The organism is Anaerolinea thermophila (genome assembly GCF_020723905.1).
GTDB classification, from domain to species: Bacteria; Chloroflexota; Anaerolineae; order Anaerolineales; family Anaerolineaceae; genus Anaerolinea; species Anaerolinea thermophila_A.
This window is the reverse complement of sequence record NZ_DYHZ01000009.1, coordinates 73,689-91,894: the sequence shown is the minus strand read 5'-3', so window position 1 is coordinate 91,894 and position 18,206 is coordinate 73,689. Positions and strand designations below refer to the sequence as shown.

Here is an 18,206-nt window from a genome sequence, read left to right as displayed (position 1 = left end):
CGCTCCATCGAGCCAGCGGGCTGAAAGACACCTTGTGTTCTCTACCGCGCCAGGATGCGCGCCATCTTGATGTATTCCTCGCTCAGGGTGCGGCGGTTGTTCACGACCGTGGCCAGCGGCAGAGGGGTGATGTCGCGCCCGGTGAGGGCAGTCATTACACCGGTTTGCCCGCTGAGCAGGAACTCCACCGCTTTAACCCCGAAGCGGGTGGCGAGGAAGCGGTCGAATGCGGTGGGTTTGCCGCCGCGCTGAACATGTCCCAGCACGGTCACGCGGGTATCAAAGCCCACGTTCATTTCCTGCAGTTTTGCCGCCAGTTCGTTGGCGTTCATTTTGGCGCCCTCTGCCACCACGATGATGCAGTGAGATTTTCCACGCTTGTAGGCGTCTTCCACGGCTTCGGCAACTTCCTCGAAGGGGGTCTCGTATTCGGGAATGATGGTCATCTCAGCGCCGCAGATGATACCTGCCTGTACCGCCAGATACCCGCAATCGCGTCCCATGGTTTCAACCAGGAAAGCGCGGTTATGCGAGGAAGCCGTATCGCGCAGTTTGTCAATGGCGTCCACGATGGTATTGAGCGCTGTATCTACGCCGATGCACATATCGGTGCCGTAGATGTCGTTGTCAATACTGCCGGGGATGCCGATCACCGGCACGCCCTGTTCCTGCAGTTTCAGCCCGCCGGTGAGGGAACCATCACCCCCGATGATCACCACGGCTTCGATGCCAGCACTGCTCAACTGACGGATGGCTTTGCGCTGTCCTTCCGGGGTTTTGAATTCCATACTGCGTGCAGTGCGCAGAATGGTTCCGCCGCGCTGTAAAATCCCACCGACATCGCGGGGACCCATTTCGCGGAAGCGCCCGTTTAACATCCCCTCATACCCGTCCTCAATGCCGATGACCCGAATACCGTTTGACAGCGCCGTGCGCACCACAGCACGGATCGCCGGGTTCATTCCGGGTGCATCTCCCCCGGAAGTCATCACACCAATGGTTCTGATAGACGTTTTAAACATGGGATTGCCTCTTCATGTAAAAGATTTCAGTTCAATGAACAGGAATGGGTTCCACAAGGACATTTTCCCTTCCTACAATGGCATATAACTCTTCCAGCAATTCTCCCGAGACATGGGTCGTCTCGTTGGGGAACTCGAACAAATACCCGGCTTTGCCCTCAAAAATCCAGAAGGCGAAGCGGTCGTTCCCCGGATGAGAATGCAGTTTATTGTACACCCGTTTCATGCGCAGAATGTCTCGTTTGGGGTCGCCTGTAGAACGCAGGGTGATTTTGACCATGCGGGGAACGTCGTTGCCGGTCTGCATCTGCGCATAGGGGGGGACGATGAGGGCTACATCGGGAAACGATGCGCCGATGGTCGGTCCGGGTGGGGCTGGTGCTTCCGGTATATGCGGCAAGGGGCTGGCGATCCCGTCATTTGCCGGAGCCGTTTTCGTTCCGGACAGAGCCGGTGAGACCGGCTCGTCCACCGGCGCGGAATCATCCTCGGGCGCCAGGTCGTAGCCGTACAGATGCCAGTCGGGCGGATCTTCGGGTGGAATCAGGTCATCCACTTCTTTTGCAGGGGCTGGTACGGGCTTGCCATTTCCACTGGAGGGCTGTGGCGGCGCCGGGGTAGAAGCGGGCGCCGAAGGCACATAGATCGCCCGGGGTTCGGCTACCGTTTGCGGCTCGTGGACAGATTCTTCTTCGTCAAACCCGGGCTCAGAGGGAGCCTCATCCCAGGGCACATCCATGGAACTGCCCGACCATTCAAAAGGACTTGCCGATTGTTCTGCAGGGGCTTCGAGCGCCACCTCACTCAACGTATCCACCAGCACTTTGGGGTCGCCGTTTTCGGTATCCACTTTCCCTTCGGCAATGAGGATGGCGTCCATGTGTACCAGGGTGTGGTACTTTTCCCAGGCGCTGGGGAAGACCACCAGTTCTATCGGACCGCGCAGGTCTTCCAGGGTGATGAACGCCATCGGTTTGCCGGTTTTGGTCTGGTGCTGGCGGAAACGGGTCACCATTCCACCAACCACCACAGGGGTGCGGTTGCGCAATTCTCCCAGTTGATTGGAGTAGTGCGTCAGGCGCTTGCGGATGCTGTTCCAGTATGGGTTGAGCGGGTGATCGGACACATACAGCCCGATTAATTCGCGCTCCCATTCCAGTTGTTCGCGCATATCCATGCCTGTGGTAAAAGGCAGGTGGATATTTTCGATGGCATCCACATTCGCGCCCACTGTGGCACCAAAGAATGCCAGTTGACCACTGCTCACCGCGCGGAAATGGCTGGCGCTCACGTTGAGGATGGTATCCATCACCTCTAACAGCGCCTTGCGGTTTCCAAAGCGGTCCAGCGCGCCCACCTTGATGAGGCACTCCAGCGAGCGTTTGCCCACACCGCGCAGGTCCACCCGCGAGGCGAAGTCGGTCAGGCTCTGGAAGGGACCACCTTCCTCGCGCGCATGCAGAATCATCTCCACGGCATTCTGTCCCACGTTCTTCACTGCGCCCAGCCCAAAGCGGATGGCGGGCTTGCCATCGGGTTGATCCTCGATGGTGAAGTCCCATCCACTGGTGTTGATGTCGGGTGGAAGCACAGGCACGCCCAGGTTTTTGGCATCTGCCACGTACACCGCCACTTTTTCGGTTTCGTTCTTGGATGCCGAGAGCAGAGCGGTCATGTACTCGGCGGTGTAGTGCTTCTTCAGGTATGCCGTCTGTACGGCGATGACGCCGTAATCGGCGGCGTGCGATTTGTTGAAGCCGTAGCGGGCGAACTCTTCCCAGTCATCGAAAATCGCCGCGGCGGTTTCCTGATCAATACCCCGTTCCACTGCCCCTTTGATAAATTTTTCACGGTGCTTGAGCAGTTTGTCCTTTTGTTTCTTGGCAATGGCTTTGCGCAGTTCGTCCGATTCGGACATGGTGTAGCCCGCCAGTTCCACCGCCGCGCGCATGATCTGTTCCTGATAAACAGGGATGCCGTAAGTCTCTTTGAAGATGGGCTCCAGGCTCGGATGACGGTACTGCACGGGTTCTTCGCCGTGCATGCGGCGGATGTACGTGGGGATGAAGTCCAGTGGGCCGGGGCGGTAGAGCGCCACCATGGCGATGACGTGATCCAGATTCTGCGGGCGCATCTGCACCAGAAAGCGGGTCATCCCGTTGCCTTCTAACTGGAACACGCCAGCAGTGTGTCCCTGCGCCAGAAACTCGTAGGTTTCGGGATCGTCGGTGGGGATGTTGTACAAATCCAGGTGCACGCCATGGCGTTGTTCGATTAACTGGCAGGCTCTCTGCATGATGGTCAGCGTCGCCAGCCCCAGGAAGTCCACCTTGAGCAAGCCCAGCGCTTCGATGATGGACATCTCGAACTGGGTGACGGTTTTGATGGGGCTTTCTTCGGAGCCGGAGGTGGGACGGTGCAGGGGCAGGTATTGCACAATCGGTTCATCGGTGATGACCACACCCGCGGCATGAGTGCCGGCGTTGCGCACCACCCCTTCCATGCGCGCAGCCGTGTCAATCAGGTCGCGCAGGTAATCGGATTCTTCGTATGCCGCCTTAAACTCCGGGATGGTTTCCAGGGCTTCTTTAATGGTCACGTTCTTGTTCGGCGCGGTGGAAAGCATCTTGCTGATGCGATCCACCTCTGCCAGGGGAATGTCCATCACTCGACCCACATCGCGGATGGCGGCTTTAGCGCCCAGCGTGCCAAAGGTGATGATCTGCGCCACCCTGTCATCGCCGTATTTGTTGGCGCAGTACTCCAGCATCCGCGGACGCAGGTCGTCCTGAAAGTCGAGGTCAATATCGGGCATGGAGATACGCCCGGGGTTGAGGAAACGCTCGAAAATCAAGCCGTGTTCTATTGGCTCTACCATGGTGATGCCCAGCACATACGCCACCATCGAACCCGCCGCTGAACCGCGCGCGTTGTACCAGATGCCGTTTTTGCGGGCGTACTGGGTCAAATCCCACACGATGAGGAAGTAGGCATCAAAGCCCATCTGGTGAATGACCCTGAGTTCGTACTCCAGGCGTTCCCGCACGATGGGATCCTCGGCGCGGTTGCCGTAGCGTTCCCGCAAACCCTTCTCGCACAGTTCGCGCAGGTATGATTCGGCGGTGTAGCCCTCGGGGACGGGGAAGCGCGGCAGGTGGTAGCCCTTGCTGGTCAAATCTACATTGCAGCGCTCGGCGATGAGCAGTGTGTTGTTCAGGGCTTCTGGGATCTCGGCAAACAGGCGGCTCATCTCTTCCGGCGAGCGCAGGTAGAATGTATCCACGCTCATCCGAAAGCGTTTGGGTTCCGAAAGCAGGTTGCCCGTCTGAATGCACAGCAGGACATCCTGAAGATGGGCATCTTCCGGGTTGATGTAGTGCACGTCGTTGGTGGCGATGAAACGGGCGTTGTAGCGTTTGCCCAGTTCGATTAACTGCCGGTTGACTGCCTGCAGTTCGGGAATGGCGTGGTTTTGCAGTTCAAAGAAGAAATTCTCGGCGCCAAAGACCTCGTAGTACCAGTCTGTCAGTTTTCGGGCGCGCTCAAAATCACCCTCTTTGAGCGCCTCGGGGATCTCGGCGGAGAGGCATCCGGTGGTGCAGATCAGCCCTTCATGATGGTGGGCGAGAAATTCGTGGTCAATGCGCGGGTAGTAGTAAAAACCCTCCAGTTGCGCCGCCGAGGCAATCTTGAGCAGGTTTTGATAACCGGTCTGATTTTCTGCCAGCAGGAGCAGGTGGGTGCTGGATTTATCCAGTCTGGGGTCGCGATCCTGCATGCGCCGCGCCGCCATGTAGGATTCCAGCCCGATAATGGGCTTGATGCCCGCGGCGGTGGCAGCCTGGAAGAACTCGATCACCCCGAACATGGTGCCGTGGTCGGTGATGGCAACGGCAGGCATGCCCATCTCTTTGGCGCGTGCCACTAACTGCCTGGGGTTGGAAAAGCCATCCAGCAGAGAATATTGGGTATGGACATGCAGATGGGCAAAAGACATGTTCCACTCACCGATGCAGATCAGATTTGGGGAAAGGGAGAGAAGCCTCGAACAATTTTATTATAGGTCGTTTCACCCGTTGCCATCCCTCCCAATCAGGGTGATTTTCCCGTCCCGGGGCAGCGACAAATTATACCCGTAAACCGGTGCGCGCAATCTTAAGAAGAATAGCGGGAAGGTATTTTTAAGATGCTTTCCGCATTGAAATGGCTCTAACCCTTCACTGTTACCGGCACACCGCGCCGTGCAGACTCGATCAACGCCAGCAGAGCGGCAACATTGCCGCGGCTGTCTTCCAGAGAGATGCGCGGGGACTTGCCCATCTGAACTGCGTCGCACATGTCCTCTACCTCGCCAAGGTACAGTTCCTTCCCTCTGACCCGAATCGTCTCGGTGCGCCCCTCACGGGTGAGCAGCAGGCGCGTGGACAGGCCCGGCTTGAAGGGATCGGGCACTTCCAGACGCCCCAGAGTGCCCACAAATTCCATGAAGGCGCGCGGAGGGCGCTCGAAACTGCTCTCGAACTGCAGGAAAGCCTCATCCGGGAAGCGCAACTGCGCCACAAAGGACATTTCGCACCCGGCGGCATTGAGCGTCTGCCAGCCAAAGGCTTCCAGCGGTTCTGCCCCCAGCACAAAGCGGGCGTAACTCAGCGGGTAACAGCCCACATCCCACAGACTGCCGCCGCCCATGGACGGCTCGAGGCGGTAGTTGCCCGGACGCTCGAGGGTGAAGGTGAACGCCCCGCGCACCATTTTCACCGCGCCGATCATGCCGCTCTCCACAATTTCTTTCACTTTGAGGGTCTGGGGGTGGTGCCGGTACATGAAGGCTTCGGCCACCACTTTTCCGTGCGCCTGTGCCGCCGCTCGAATGGCGTCCACTTCTTCCAGGGTAAGAGCAAGCGGCTTTTCGCACAGCACATGCTTGCCCGCCTGCACGGCTTGAATGGTCCACACAGCGTGCAGGTGGTTGGGGAGCGGGTTATAGATAATGTCAATCTCCGGGTCGGCAAGCAAGTCTTCATACCTGCCGTATGCCCGGGGAATGCGCCACTCCCGCGCATAGGCTTGCGCCGACTCCAGACTGCGCGATGCCACCGCCAGCAGGCGGGTACGCGGTGAGGACTGCAATACAGGAATCAGGGCGCGGTTGATGTGCGCCGTCGAGAGAATACCCCAGTTGAGCGGTTTCTGTGCCATGCCTCACCTTAACCTTTCAGCGAGCCAGCCAGCAAGCCGCGCAGGAAGTACTGTCCAAGGAAGAGGTACACCAGCAGGGTGGGTAATGCCGCCAGCAGTGAGCCTGCCATCTGCACATTCCAGGCGATGATTTGACTGCCCGCCATGTTGTTCAGCGCCACGGTGATGGGCCACTGGGTGTTGCCCGTCAGCACCACCGCGAACAGGAAGTCGTTCCATGCCGAGGTAAACTGCCAGATCAGCACCACCACAAAACTGGGAATGGAAATGGGGAGCAAAATCCAGCGGTACACCCCCAGCATGCTCGCCCCGTCAATGCGGGCGGCTTCGATCAATTCCTGTGGCAGACTGGCGTAGTAGTTGCGGAAGGTCAGCGTGGTGATGGGGATGCCGTAAATGACGTGTGTCAGAATCAACCCCGGGATGCCGGTGAGATTGACGGACTTCATAAACTGCACCAGGGGAATGAGAATGCTCTGGTAGGGGATGAACATCCCGAACAGGATGAGCGGGAAAATCACATCGGCGCCTTTGAATTTCCACTTTGCCAGCACGTAGCCGTTTATGGAGCCGAGGAAGGAAGAGATGATGGTGGCAGGGATGACCATGACGAAACTGTTGCGCAGAGAAGGTGCGAGGTGGCGGAAGGCTTCCACGTAGTTATCAAAAGCAATGTGGCGGGGAAGCGCCCACATTGTTTTGAGGTCCACCTCTTCGAAAGGCTTGAATCCTGTCACCAGCATGACGTACATGGGAAGCAGGTAAAAAATGGACATGAAAATTAATGGTCCATACAGCCAGTTTTTGCCAGTGCGCAGAGATTTCGTTTTCATAGTTGCTTCTCACTTCGCAGGGTGAACCACATATAAGGAACAATCAACACCGCCACGCTGATGAGCAGAAGAGTGGCAATGGCGGCGCCGCGCGCGTAAAACAGCCCGTCGAAAGTGGTTTGCCACATGTAGATGGCGGGTACGTCCAGCGCCAGTTGCTTGCCAGCCATGGCGATGATCAGGTCGAATACTTTGAGGGAGATGTGTCCTAAAATAATCAGCACGCTCAACGTCACCGGCGTCAAAATGGGCAGGATGACGTAGCGGTAGATTTGCAGTTCGCTGGCGCCATCAATCTGGGCGGCTTCGCGCAGTTCCAGAGGAATGGAGCGCAAGCCCGCCAGGTACAGCGCCATGGTATAGCCGGACATTTGCCAGATTGCCGCCAGCGCCACGGCGGCAATGCCCCAGGTGGGCGTGGTGTGCCAGTTGTTGATCAGAAAATCCAGGTTGAGGTAGGAAAAGAGCAGATTCAACCCGCTCATGCGTGAGCCGGTTGCCGGGTTCATCAACCAGCGCCAGACAACGCCGGTGACGATGAAGGAAATTGCCATGGGGAAGAGGAACAGAGTGCGGAAGAAGGCCTCTCCCTTCAGCCCCTGATCGAGCATGACTGCCAGCAGGAAGCCCACCACAATACAGCCCACCACAAAAACCACCGTAAAGATGACCGTATTGCGGATATCTACCATGAAGCGCGGGTCGGAGAACAGGTCAATGTAATTTTTCAACCCCGCCCATTCGAAATTGGGGGTCAGCCCCTTCCATTTGGAGAGCGAGACCCGAATGGACCATCCAATAAACCCGTAAATGAAGATCATCACTGCCAGGATGGAAGGCAGGACCAACAGAAAGGAAAGATACCGATCCTTGTTTTTGAACATGGAGCACCTGCCTTTTGCAGCAGAGTTAAGAGGAATGGGGCTTCACCCGTAGATGAAGCCCCATGATGCGCATGAAAAGACTACTTGCAGGGGCCCGAGGCTTTGCAGGCGTTCACCAGCGCCGTCTGGAAGGCGGCGAGATCGCCATTGGAGACGAACAACCCAAGGGCAGTGTCAATTTCGCTCTTCCACGAGTCGTTGGCAACCACGCCATGAGTCAGCGAGCCAACCACCACATTGCTTGCCCAGTCATCCATTGCCGATTGCAGGTATTCGCCAAAGAGGGATTTGTCGCAGTCGGTGCGGGCGCAGATGGAGCCTTTGACGGGGTTGAAGGCTTCCTGTCCTTCCTTGGAGCCAGCCACTTTCAGCCATGCCACCGCGGCTTCTGGATCGGGTGCGCCAACTGCCAGCACAAACGAGTCGGACAGGAACTGGAAGACGCCCACCGTTCCGGGCACCGGCGCCCAGCCGTAATCCACTCTGGGTTTCTTGCCCAGTTCGCGGAAGTAGCCTTCTGCCCAGTCGCCCATCACATTGAAGGCGGCATCGCCGTTGACCACCAGTTGAGCGGCATCCTGCCAGGACAGGGACGCCGAATCAGTGTTGGCGTAGGTCATGGCTTTCTGGAAGTTCTCCAGGGCGGTCTTCACTTCAGCGCTGCCCCAGTCGGTGGTGCCGTTCCACAGACCGTTGTACTTCTCAGCGCCCAGCGTGCCCAGCAGCACGGTCTCGAGCAGGTGCATCTTCGTCCACTGCTCGCCCAGCGCCAGCGGGGTCACGCCTGCGGCTTTGAGTTTATCCATCGCGGCGAACCACTCATCAACGGTGGTGGGCACGGCGATTTTGTTCTCTTCCAGGATCTTGGGGTTGTACCACAGCACGTTGGCGCGGTGGATGTTGACCGGGACGGAGTAAATCTTGCCATCCTGCGAGATGAGCGGGATGAGCGTCTCGGGCATCACCTTCAGCCAGCCCTCGGACTCATACAGGTCGTTGAGCGGTTGAATCTGACCGCCCGCCACATACGTACCGATCAACTCCTGACCGGCGTGCCCCTGCCAGGAATCGGGGGGATCGCCGGATTGCAGACGGGTTGCCAGCACAGCGCGGGCATTGGTGCCAGCGCCGCCCGCCACTGCCGCGTTGATAAATTTGATATCGGGATACTTGGTGTTGAAGACCTTAATCATGGCTTCCAGGCCCGCGGCTTCGCCGCCACCCGTCCACCACGAAAAGACCTCCACCTCTTTTCCGCCCTGAGCCGGCGGTTGGGTGGCTTCAGCGGGGGCTTGCGTTGCCGCACCTCCGCATGCCGAAAGCACCACGGCAGTCAGAATCAGCACTGCCATCAGGGAATACCAGAATTTCTTTGACATACGTTTCTCCTTTTGAAAGAGATGGAATCGGAATGGTTGTGATAGTACAGGACAAAATGGACTCTTGCGGGTTTGATGAATAGCGACCACCTCCTTTCGGCTTCTTTGACGCAAGATTGCACAGTGTCCCGCTTCACAGGCTTGCCTGTGTTTGCACCCAACGATGAAAAAGCGGCGGTAGACCTTCCCCCGTCTTCACGCCTCAGATATCCGCTTTGCCCTTCCCACGTTCTCTTCTCCCCGCAATGTTTGCTCTGTCCACTGGACAGGGATACCGCCTGTGTCTGCGCCTTTCAGAAGAGGGGTTAGAAAGAAAGTCCTCAGGGGCAAAGATGGCTGTGGTACCGGACTTCCGTTCTGGTCAGGGGGATAAGGCTCACATCTCATTATACATCGGAACAATAAATTCACTTCTCAAATTTATGCCCAATCGGGTGGATTCAGATGTCCTCAATCCCTGAATGCACTGCTTCTGGCTTTCTCAAAACACTTTTTTCTCGTCTTGAATTCTTCTCCCAGAAGAAGCATACAGGGTAGCCATTCCCGCCGGGTGGAGAGTGCTTTTTCAGCGTTGGCAAAGTTCTCGTTGACCCGATACTTACCCATCTGAACACACCCTGCCTCTGGTACAATTTAATCGTGCATATTCTACTCATCCATCAAGCCTTTGTCTCACTCGGCGAGGCAGGCGGTACCCGTCATCACGAACTGGCGCGCTATCTGGCACGGCGCGGGCATCGGGTGACCATTATCTGCAGTCCGGTGAGTTATCTGACCGGCCGGGTGGAAACCACCTCTGCCCGGGATGAGGAAGAGGGCATCACCATCCTGCGCGCTTACACTTACGCCGCCCTGCACCGCAGTTTCTTTCATCGGGTGCTGGCATTTTTGAGTTTCATGCTTTCTTCTTTCTGGATGGGCCTGAAGGTGCGCGAAGTGGATCTGGTGTGGGGAACTTCTCCGCCCATTTTTCAGGGGCTGACCGCGTGGGCGCTGGCGCGATGGAAGGGTGTGCCTTTCCTGTTCGAGGTGCGCGACCTCTGGCCCGCTTTTGCGGTTGCCATGGGGGTTCTCCGCAACCCGCTGTTGATTCGCGCTTCGCTGGCGCTGGAGCGCTTTTTGTACCGCCACGCCGACCGTGTGCTGGTCAATTCACCCGGCTTCATTGACCACGTCATCCGGCGGGGAGCGAAATGGGTGGAACTGGTGCCCAATGGCGCCGACCCGGATATGTTCGACCCTGCCGCGCGGGGCGAGGCTTTCCGTGCCGCGCACGGTCTGGACGATCGCTTTGTCGTGCTGTACGCCGGTGCGCATGGACCCAGCAACGATCTGGGCGTGGTGCTGGATGCTGTGGATCGCCTGCGGGACGATCCTCGAATTTGTTTTGTGCTGGTAGGGGATGGCAAAGAGAAGCCTGCCCTGATGAAGCAGGCGCAGGAACGCCAGCTGCATCAAATTCTCTTCCTGCCGCCTGCCCCCAAAGTGCAGATGGGTGAAATCATGGCGGCGTCAGATGCCTGTCTGGCGATTCTTAAACCGCTGGAGTTGTATAAGACCACCTACCCCAACAAAGTGTTTGACGCCATGGCGGCGGGGCGTCCAGTGGTGCTGGCAATTGATGGCGTCATCCGTGAGGTGGTAGAAGAAGCGGGCGCGGGAGTGTTTGTCCCGCCGGGGGATGCAGAAGCCCTGGCGCAGGCGGTGCGCGCACTGGCGCAAAACCCGCAAGCCGCGCGGGAAATGGGGCTGGCAGGCAGGCGCTGTGTGGAAGAGCGTTTTCATCGCCAGGTCCTCGCAGAACAACTGGCGGTGGTGATAGAGCAGATGGGAGGTGAAAATGGCGGAAAAAATTCTGGTCGTCGAGGATGAGCGCGCCCTGCAGGAAACGCTGGAGTACAACCTCAAACGTCAGGGTTACGAGGTCAAAGTAGCCGGAGATGGCATCCTCGCCCTCGATCTTGCCCGGCAGTTTCAGCCGGATGTCATCCTGCTGGATGTGATGCTCCCCGGAATGGATGGCTTTGAACTGTGCCGCCGCCTGCGCAATGAAATGAATACGCCGGTGCTCATGCTCACGGCGCGTACCGAGGAGATTGACCGTGTAGTGGGGCTGGAAGTGGGCGCCGATGATTACATGACCAAGCCCTTCAGCATGCGCGAACTGCTGGCGCGGGTCAAAGCCATGTTGCGGCGGGTGCGCATGATTCGCGAAGAGGTGCAGAAAAGCGAAGAAAGTGCAGAAAAAGAGGGTGGCAAACGGCTCGTTTCCGGCAATCTGGAACTGGATCTGGTACGCCGCGAGGTGCGTGTTAATGATGTGGTGGTGGCGGTCAAGCCGAAAGAGTTTGACCTTCTGCACTTCTTTATGAAGCACCGTGGACAGGTGCTCTCGCGCGATTATCTGCTGAAAGAACTGTGGGGTTGGGATTACTTTGGCGATAGCCGTACCGTGGATGTGCACATCCGCTGGTTGAGGGAAAAAATTGAACCCGATCCGTCGCATCCGATCCGCATCGTCACCGTGCGCGGTGCGGGCTATCGCTTTGAGGGCTGATATCATGCGTGAACGTGTTTTCTGGCGGATTTTCATTCCCCTGATGGGGTTGATCTTCCTTACCCTTCTGGGGGTAACGCTGTATCTCTCTTCCCTCTTCTATCAGAACAATCTGCAACGGATGCAGACCTACCTTTTGCAGGAAGCGCGCCTGGTGCGCAACCTGATCATGCCGTTCATTCTGGAAGACCCTGAAAGCCCTCAAATCAATCAGATTGTGCAGGACTCTGCCATGTTGGTGGGTGAGCGTATCACCGTGGTGCTTGCCGATGGCAGGGTGGTGGGGGAAAGCGAAAAACCCCTCAATCAACTGGAGAATCATCTCAGCCGTCCGGAGGTACAGGAAGCCCTGCGCAACCGCGAAGCGACGGAAATTCGCTTCAGTACCACCGTTAACGAAGAGATGCTTTATGTGGCGATTCCGGTGGTTTCGCAACAACGGGTGGTGGCTGTGGTTCGCATGGCGGCATCCATGCAGTCCATCCGGCGGGAACAGCAAGCCCTCAACCACTCTCTGTTTATTGCAGCGATCATCGCCGGGGGGTTTGCCGTGCTGATTGCGGTGTGGATCACCCGGCGGGTGCTGGCGCCGCTGGAGTCGTTGAGCGCCACCGCTCAGCAACTGACGGAACGCACCGGCGAACCCGCGCGGGGCGAAGGCGATGAGATTCGCCGTTTGCAGGCGGCGTTTCAAACCATGTCGGAGCATCTCCGCGAGCAGGTCAGTCAACTGCGCGCTGAACGGCAGAAACTGCAAACGGTGCTGAGAAACATGCGCGACGGCATTCTACTGGTGGATGAAACCGGTAAAATTCTGCTCATCAACTCTGCGGCGGCAGAGATGTTTGGCATCGAAGAATCCCGTGCTGTGGGGGCTTCGCTCATTGAAGGGGTGCGTCACCATGCCATTGTGGAGTTGTGGGAACGGGCGCGCCAGGGCCATACACCGCAGGATGGGGAGGTGGAAATTCTGCCGGAACACCGCTTCCTGCAGGTGGTGCTGACCCCGCTGGGCAGGGAAAGTGAAAATGCCTTTTTACTGGTCTTTCACGACCTGACCCGTGAGCGCCGTGTGGAGCGGGTGCGGCGGGACTTTGTCAGCAATGTCTCCCACGAACTGCGCACCCCGCTGGCATCGCTCAAGGCACTGGTAGAGACTCTACAGGAAGGGGCGCTCGATGATCCCCCTGCGGCTCAGCGTTTCCTGCGCCAGATGGAAGTGGAGATTGACAACCTGACCCAGATGGTGCGCGAACTGCTGGAACTGTCCCGGATCGAATCGGGACTGGTTCCGCTTCAACGCAAGGTGGTATCGCCCTGCGACATCCTGCGGCGCGGCGCTGAACGGATGCGTTTGCAGGCGGAGCGTGCAGGTCTCACTCTGCAGATAGATTGCCCGGAAGATATCCCTCAGGTGCTTGCCGATGCCGATCGGGTGGAGCAGGTGCTGGTCAACCTGATTCACAACGCCATCAAATTTACCTCGCCGGGGGGGCTCATCACCCTGAGCGTCAAACAGGAAGGGAAATCGGTGACCTTTTCGGTTCGCGATACAGGGATTGGCATTCCGCCGGATGATCTGGAGCGCATCTTTGAGCGTTTCTACAAAGCCGACCGTTCACGTTCGGGAGAGGGCACCGGTCTGGGGTTGTCCATTGCCCGTCACATTGTAGAAGCCCACGGCGGACGCATCTGGGCGGAAAGTCAGGTTCAGCAGGGCAGTACCTTCTCCTTTACCCTGCCGCTGGAGAGATAGAAACATCTCTTTCGATTCGGCACACGCCGGGCGTGCCCAATCGTACCCTGTCCGCATGGCTCGAATCGTGGGATAATCGTTACCCAGTACGATACAGGGAGATGCACATGCGTTTTCAACACATTTGTGTTCTGGGATTGGGCTATATTGGCTTGCCGACTGCCAGCACCTTTGCCACGCACGGCTTGCGGGTCACCGGTGTGGATGTCAACCCTGCTGTTCTGCACAGTTTGCAAAACGGCGAGACCCACATTTACGAGCCGGGACTGCGAACGCTGGTGCAGGCGGCAGTGAAATCGGGCAATCTTTCGGTCAGCCCTCAACCTGTGGAAGCCGATGCTTATATCATTGCGGTACCGACGCCCTTCAAAGAGGGCAAGAAGGCAGATTTATCGTTCGTGATTGCCGCCGCGGAAGCCATCGTTCCGGTTTTGCGCCGCGGCGCGCTGGTGGTGCTGGAATCGACCTCACCGCCGCGCACCACCGAGGATGTAGTCCGTCCCATCCTCGAGCGTTCCGGTTTGAAGGCAGGTGAGGATTTTCACCTGGCGTATTCGCCCGAGCGGGTTCTGCCCGGGCAAATTTTGCGGGAATTGATCGAAAACACCCGCGTCATTGGTGGCATTGACCGCGCTTCTGCCGAAGCCGGACGCGACCTGTACGGCGTTTTCGTGCGCGGCGAGATCATCCTGACCGACGCCACCACCGCCGAGATGGTCAAGTTAATGGAAAACACCTACCGCGATGTCAACATTGCCATTGCCAACGAGTTCGCTCGCCTTGCCGAGCGTTTTGGCATCAACGTGTGGGAAGCCATCGCGCTGGCAAACCGCCATCCGCGCGTGCGCATCCTTAACCCCGGACCCGGCGTGGGCGGTCACTGCATCTCGGTGGATCCGTGGTTTCTGGTGGAAGCCGCGCCCGATCTGGCAACCCTCATTCGCACAGCCCGCGAGGTCAACGATACCCAGCCGCACTTCGTCGTTGAGCGGGTGCGCCAGGCGGCAGGCTCGCTGGATGGATTGCGCGTTGCCGCCCTCGGACTGGCGTACAAAGCCGATGTGGATGACCTGCGTGAAAGCCCTGCCATTGAAGTCTGTCATTTGCTCCGTCAGGCGGGTGCGCAGGTGCGCGCTTACGAACCCTTCAAACCCGACGCGCACATCGAGGGCGTGGAGACCGTTCCCACGCTGGGGGAAATCCTCGACGAAGCCGATGTTCTGCTTTTGCTGGTTGGACATACGGTCCTGCGCAACCTCGACCCTGTAGAAGTGGCGCAGTTGACCGCGGCGCGCATTGTGGTGGACTGCGTCAACGGCTGGGAGCCTGAGCGCTGGCAGTTCAACGGCTTCCATTATCACCGCCTGGGCGATCGGAAACATGCGGGGTAAGCCATGATTCGCGTGCTCTCAATCTTTGGAACCCGTCCTGAGGCGGTCAAAATGGCGCCGGTGGTGCGCTTGCTGGCGCAGACCCCCGGCATCGAGTCGCAGGTATGCGTGACTGCCCAGCACCGCCAGATGCTCGATCAGGTGCTGGAGGTGTTCGACATCCACCCCGACATGGACCTGAACCTGATGAAGCCCAACCAGAGTCTGGCGCAACTGACCGCCGACATCTTCACCCACCTTGATCCCGTGTTGAGCGAGATCAAGCCCGACTGGGTGCTGGTGCAGGGCGATACCACCACGGTGATGGCGGCGGCGCTTCTGGCGTTCTACCACCGCATCCGCGTGGGACATGTGGAAGCCGGTTTGCGCACCAACGACCGCTACCAGCCTTTTCCTGAGGAAATCAACCGGCGCATTGCCGGTGTGGTGGCAGATCTGCACTTTGCCCCCACCGAACACGCCCGCCGCAACCTGCTGGCAGAAAACGTCCCCCCGCAAAGCATCGTGGTCACCGGCAACCCTGCCATTGATGCCCTGCGCTGGATTACCGCCCAGCCCATGCCGAAAGAAGCCGAAGACCTGCTGGCGCGCATGGACGTGCGCCCCGGCGGACGTCAACTGGTGCTGATCACCGCACACCGGCGGGAGAATTTTGGCAAACCGCTGGAGGATATCTGCCACGCCCTGCGCACTCTGGCAGAGGAGTATTCCGACCGTCTGGCGCTGCTGTACGCCGTCCATCTCAACCCCAACGTGCAGGAACCGGTTTACCGCCTGCTTTCGGATGTGCCCAATATCACCCTCACCCCGCCACTGGACTACCTGCCCATGGCGCATCTGATGCAGAAAGCCCATCTGGTTCTCACCGACTCGGGCGGTATTCAGGAAGAAGCCACCAGTCTGGGCAAGCCTACCCTGGTTCTGCGCGAAGTCACCGAACGCCCCGAGGGTGTGGAGGCAGGTGTGCTTAAACTGGTGGGAACTGATCCGGAGCGCATCCTGCGCGAAGCGCGCCTGCTGCTGGAAGATGAGCGCGCTTACCGCGCCATGGCGCAAGCCGCCAATCCTTTTGGAGATGGGCATGCCGCCGAGCGCATCGTGGCGGCACTGCTCAATGCCAGCCGGCGTTAATTCCATCTACCTGAGGCATGAGCCAGCCCGACCCCGCTTCCGTTTCCCTCTGTCTGCTCCCCCGCCTGGAAGGGCTGGGCGGACCGGCATCTTTCCGCGGGCGGTTGAGCGCCGCCCTGATGCGGCGCGGCTGGCAGGTGCATCAAACCCCCGATGACCCTACCTGTGCAGCCATTCTGGTCATTGCCGGTACGCGCGATTTGCCCGCCCTGTGGCGGGCGCGCCGCCGTGGTGTGCGCATTGTTCAGCGGCTGGACGGGATGAACTGGCTTCATCGCAAACGCTTTACCGGCGTGCGCCACTTCCTGCGCTCGGAGTTGAATAATGCCCTGCTGGCGTTCATCCGTCATTTCCTTGCCGATGCCATTGTGTACCAGTCCGAATTTTCCCGCCGCTGGTGGGAAAAGGTGTACGGACCGGTCAACAAACCCGCCGCGGTGATTTACAACGCAGTCGACCTGCAGGAATACTCTCTGCAGGGCGAGGAACGCCCCCCCGCAGACCGCTGGCGGGTGCTGGTGGTGGAAGGGCGTCTGCACCGCGGCAACTGGCTGGGACTGGACAATGCCCTGGATCTCGTGCGGCGTCTGGATGGCTGGCAGGGCAAACCCGCCGAACTGTGGGTGGCGGGCGAGGTGGTCGAGGAACTGCGCCGCCGCGCCGATGCGCAGTTGCCGGGCAAAGTGCGCTGGCTGGGGGTGGTTCCGCGCGGCAATATCCCTGCGCTGGACCGCTCGGCGCACCTGCTGTTTTCTGCGGAACTCAACCCGCCCTGCCCGAACGCTGTCATTGAGGCACTGGCGTGCGGGTTGCCCGTGGTGGGCTACGCCGAGGGTGCTCTGCCCGAACTGGTGGGCGAGGATGGCGGCGCGCTGGCACCCTGGGGAAGCCAGGTCTGGCGCCTGGAGACGCCCCTCTCGCGTGAGGAACTGGCGGAAGCCACCCGTCGTTTGCTTGGAGAGGGAGAAAACGCCCGCCGCCGTGCCCGTATCCGGGCGGAACGCCTTTTTGACCTTGAGGTCATGGCGGAACGTTATCTGCACATTTTGCTGGGTGGGTAAATTTCTCAATCGGGTCGAAAATCTCATGTTTGCTTAATTTTCCCGTGGCATAATCATGCCCGGGAGAATTACACATGACATCGAAACAACCTTCTCCGCGTCGTCCCTATCCCCCGTTCTGGGAAAAAGCCGTTCCGTTGATTCTTGTGCTGGTAGGTCTGGCAGTACTGGCGTTGATTGGCGTCAGTCTTGCTGTTTTGCTGGGCTGGTTGAAATAAATCCTGAACCCCTTCATTCTGTTTCATCGGAGGATTTGTTATGAACTTCCTGAACACGGTTTTGCCGTTTCTGTCCAGCGCGGTCAGTTTTGTCTTTGCCGCTTTCGTCCTGCGCCGCTTTGCCCGGAAAGGCGGCGCGCACCTGCTGTTGTGGGGCATCGGCATGGTGTTTTACGGCATTGGCGGGTTTTGCGAGGGTTTCTATGGTGCCTTTGGCTGGAACCCGCTGATCTTTCGCCTGTGGTATCTGTTTGGCGCCATGCTGGTTGCCGCGTGGCTGGGACAGGGGACGGTGTATCTGCTGGTGCGCCGCCGCAGACTGGCGCACGCCCTGATGATTCTGCTGGTGCTGGGCTCGCTGTACGGCGCTGTGCGTGTCTTTGGTGCGCAACTCGATCCCGATCTGATGACCGGTGGCCTGCATACGGGCAGTGAGTTGAGCGGCAAAGCCATCATCACCGCGGGGGTGCGCACGCTGACGCCGTTCTTCAACCTCTATGGCACGATCGCACTGGTGGGCGGCGCGGGCTACTCGGCATATCTTTTCTGGCGCAGGCGTGTGCTTCTTCACCGCACCATTGGCAACGTGCTGATTGCCGTGGGCGCGCTTCTGCCTGCGTTTGGCGGCACCTTCAGCCGCATGGGCGTACCGGGTGCGCTCTACATCAGCGAATTTCTCGGCGCTGTTTTGCTCTTTGCCGGTTTCCTGCGCGCTACCACGCCGATGAAGGCAGAAAGCGGCGTGGTAGTGGAAGCCCAGCGCGCCTGATTTCTC

14 protein-coding genes are annotated in these 18,206 nt (G+C 58.7%); 8 read left to right on the top strand and 6 right to left on the bottom strand.

Annotated features, from left to right (window positions below; translation table 11 throughout):
- Positions 1-41 precede the first annotated feature (41 nt).
- The 6 genes from pfkA to LHF31_RS13575 form a co-directional block, all read right to left on the bottom strand.
- Positions 42-989 (bottom strand): 6-phosphofructokinase, encoded by a 948-nt coding sequence (gene pfkA, locus LHF31_RS13600; RefSeq protein ID WP_303774394.1) that lies wholly within the window; start codon positions 987-989, stop codon positions 42-44.
- A gap of 64 nt (positions 990-1,053) precedes the next feature.
- Entirely contained in the window at positions 1,054-5,019 is a 3,966-nt protein-coding gene (locus tag LHF31_RS13595; protein WP_298008357.1) for a DNA polymerase III subunit alpha, read from the bottom strand.
- 212 nt (positions 5,020-5,231) lie between these two features.
- Positions 5,232-6,221 carry a Gfo/Idh/MocA family protein gene (locus tag LHF31_RS13590; protein WP_298008360.1) on the bottom strand — a complete coding sequence of 330 codons (990 nt, stop codon included), beginning with the start codon at positions 6,219-6,221 and terminating at the stop codon, positions 5,232-5,234.
- Between the two features lie 8 nt (positions 6,222-6,229).
- A complete protein-coding gene (locus LHF31_RS13585) occupies positions 6,230-7,054 on the bottom strand; it encodes a carbohydrate ABC transporter permease (RefSeq protein ID WP_298008362.1) in 825 nt (274 codons plus the stop codon).
- Positions 7,051-7,938 (bottom strand): carbohydrate ABC transporter permease, encoded by an 888-nt coding sequence (locus tag LHF31_RS13580; protein WP_298008365.1) that lies wholly within the window; start codon positions 7,936-7,938, stop codon positions 7,051-7,053. Before LHF31_RS13580 ends, LHF31_RS13585 begins: the two co-directional genes overlap by 4 nt.
- Before the next feature lie 80 nt (positions 7,939-8,018).
- Positions 8,019-9,317: an ABC transporter substrate-binding protein gene (locus tag LHF31_RS13575; RefSeq protein ID WP_303774314.1), complete on the bottom strand. Its 1,299-nt coding sequence runs from the start codon at positions 9,315-9,317 to the stop codon at positions 8,019-8,021.
- Positions 9,318-9,956: 639 nt separating this feature from the next.
- On the opposite strand from LHF31_RS13575, the gene LHF31_RS13570 reads away from it, so the two are divergent.
- From LHF31_RS13570 to LHF31_RS13535, 8 genes are all read left to right on the top strand, one after another.
- The gene (locus LHF31_RS13570) at positions 9,957-11,189 is read left to right on the top strand and encodes a glycosyltransferase family 4 protein (RefSeq protein WP_298005820.1); all 1,233 of its coding nucleotides are present in this window, start codon (positions 9,957-9,959) and stop codon (positions 11,187-11,189) included.
- The gene (locus tag LHF31_RS13565) at positions 11,158-11,874 is read left to right on the top strand and encodes a response regulator transcription factor (protein ID WP_298005823.1); all 717 of its coding nucleotides are present in this window, start codon (positions 11,158-11,160) and stop codon (positions 11,872-11,874) included. The genes LHF31_RS13570 and LHF31_RS13565 overlap by 32 nt, the downstream gene beginning before the upstream one ends.
- A gap of 4 nt (positions 11,875-11,878) precedes the next feature.
- Positions 11,879-13,630, top strand: coding sequence for an ATP-binding protein (locus LHF31_RS13560; RefSeq protein ID WP_298005826.1), 1,752 nt, complete (start codon positions 11,879-11,881; stop codon positions 13,628-13,630).
- Positions 13,631-13,737: 107 nt separating this feature from the next.
- Positions 13,738-15,021 carry a UDP-N-acetyl-D-mannosamine dehydrogenase gene (gene wecC / locus LHF31_RS13555; RefSeq protein WP_298005831.1) on the top strand — a complete coding sequence of 428 codons (1,284 nt, stop codon included), beginning with the start codon at positions 13,738-13,740 and terminating at the stop codon, positions 15,019-15,021.
- Positions 15,022-15,024: 3 nt separating this feature from the next.
- On the top strand, positions 15,025-16,152 hold the full coding sequence (gene wecB, locus LHF31_RS13550) for a non-hydrolyzing UDP-N-acetylglucosamine 2-epimerase (RefSeq protein WP_333657441.1): 1,128 nt from the start codon (positions 15,025-15,027) through the stop codon (positions 16,150-16,152).
- 17 nt (positions 16,153-16,169) lie between these two features.
- Positions 16,170-17,213, top strand: a complete 1,044-nt coding sequence (locus tag LHF31_RS13545) for a glycosyltransferase family 4 protein (protein WP_303774312.1) — start codon at positions 16,170-16,172, stop codon at positions 17,211-17,213.
- 74 nt (positions 17,214-17,287) lie between these two features.
- Positions 17,288-17,431 carry a hypothetical protein gene (locus LHF31_RS13540; RefSeq protein ID WP_298004932.1) on the top strand — a complete coding sequence of 48 codons (144 nt, stop codon included), beginning with the start codon at positions 17,288-17,290 and terminating at the stop codon, positions 17,429-17,431.
- 40 nt (positions 17,432-17,471) lie between these two features.
- Complete coding sequence (locus LHF31_RS13535) at positions 17,472-18,200, top strand: hypothetical protein (RefSeq protein ID WP_298004935.1); 729 nt, start codon at positions 17,472-17,474, stop codon at positions 18,198-18,200.
- The last annotated feature ends 6 nt before the right edge of the window (positions 18,201-18,206 follow it).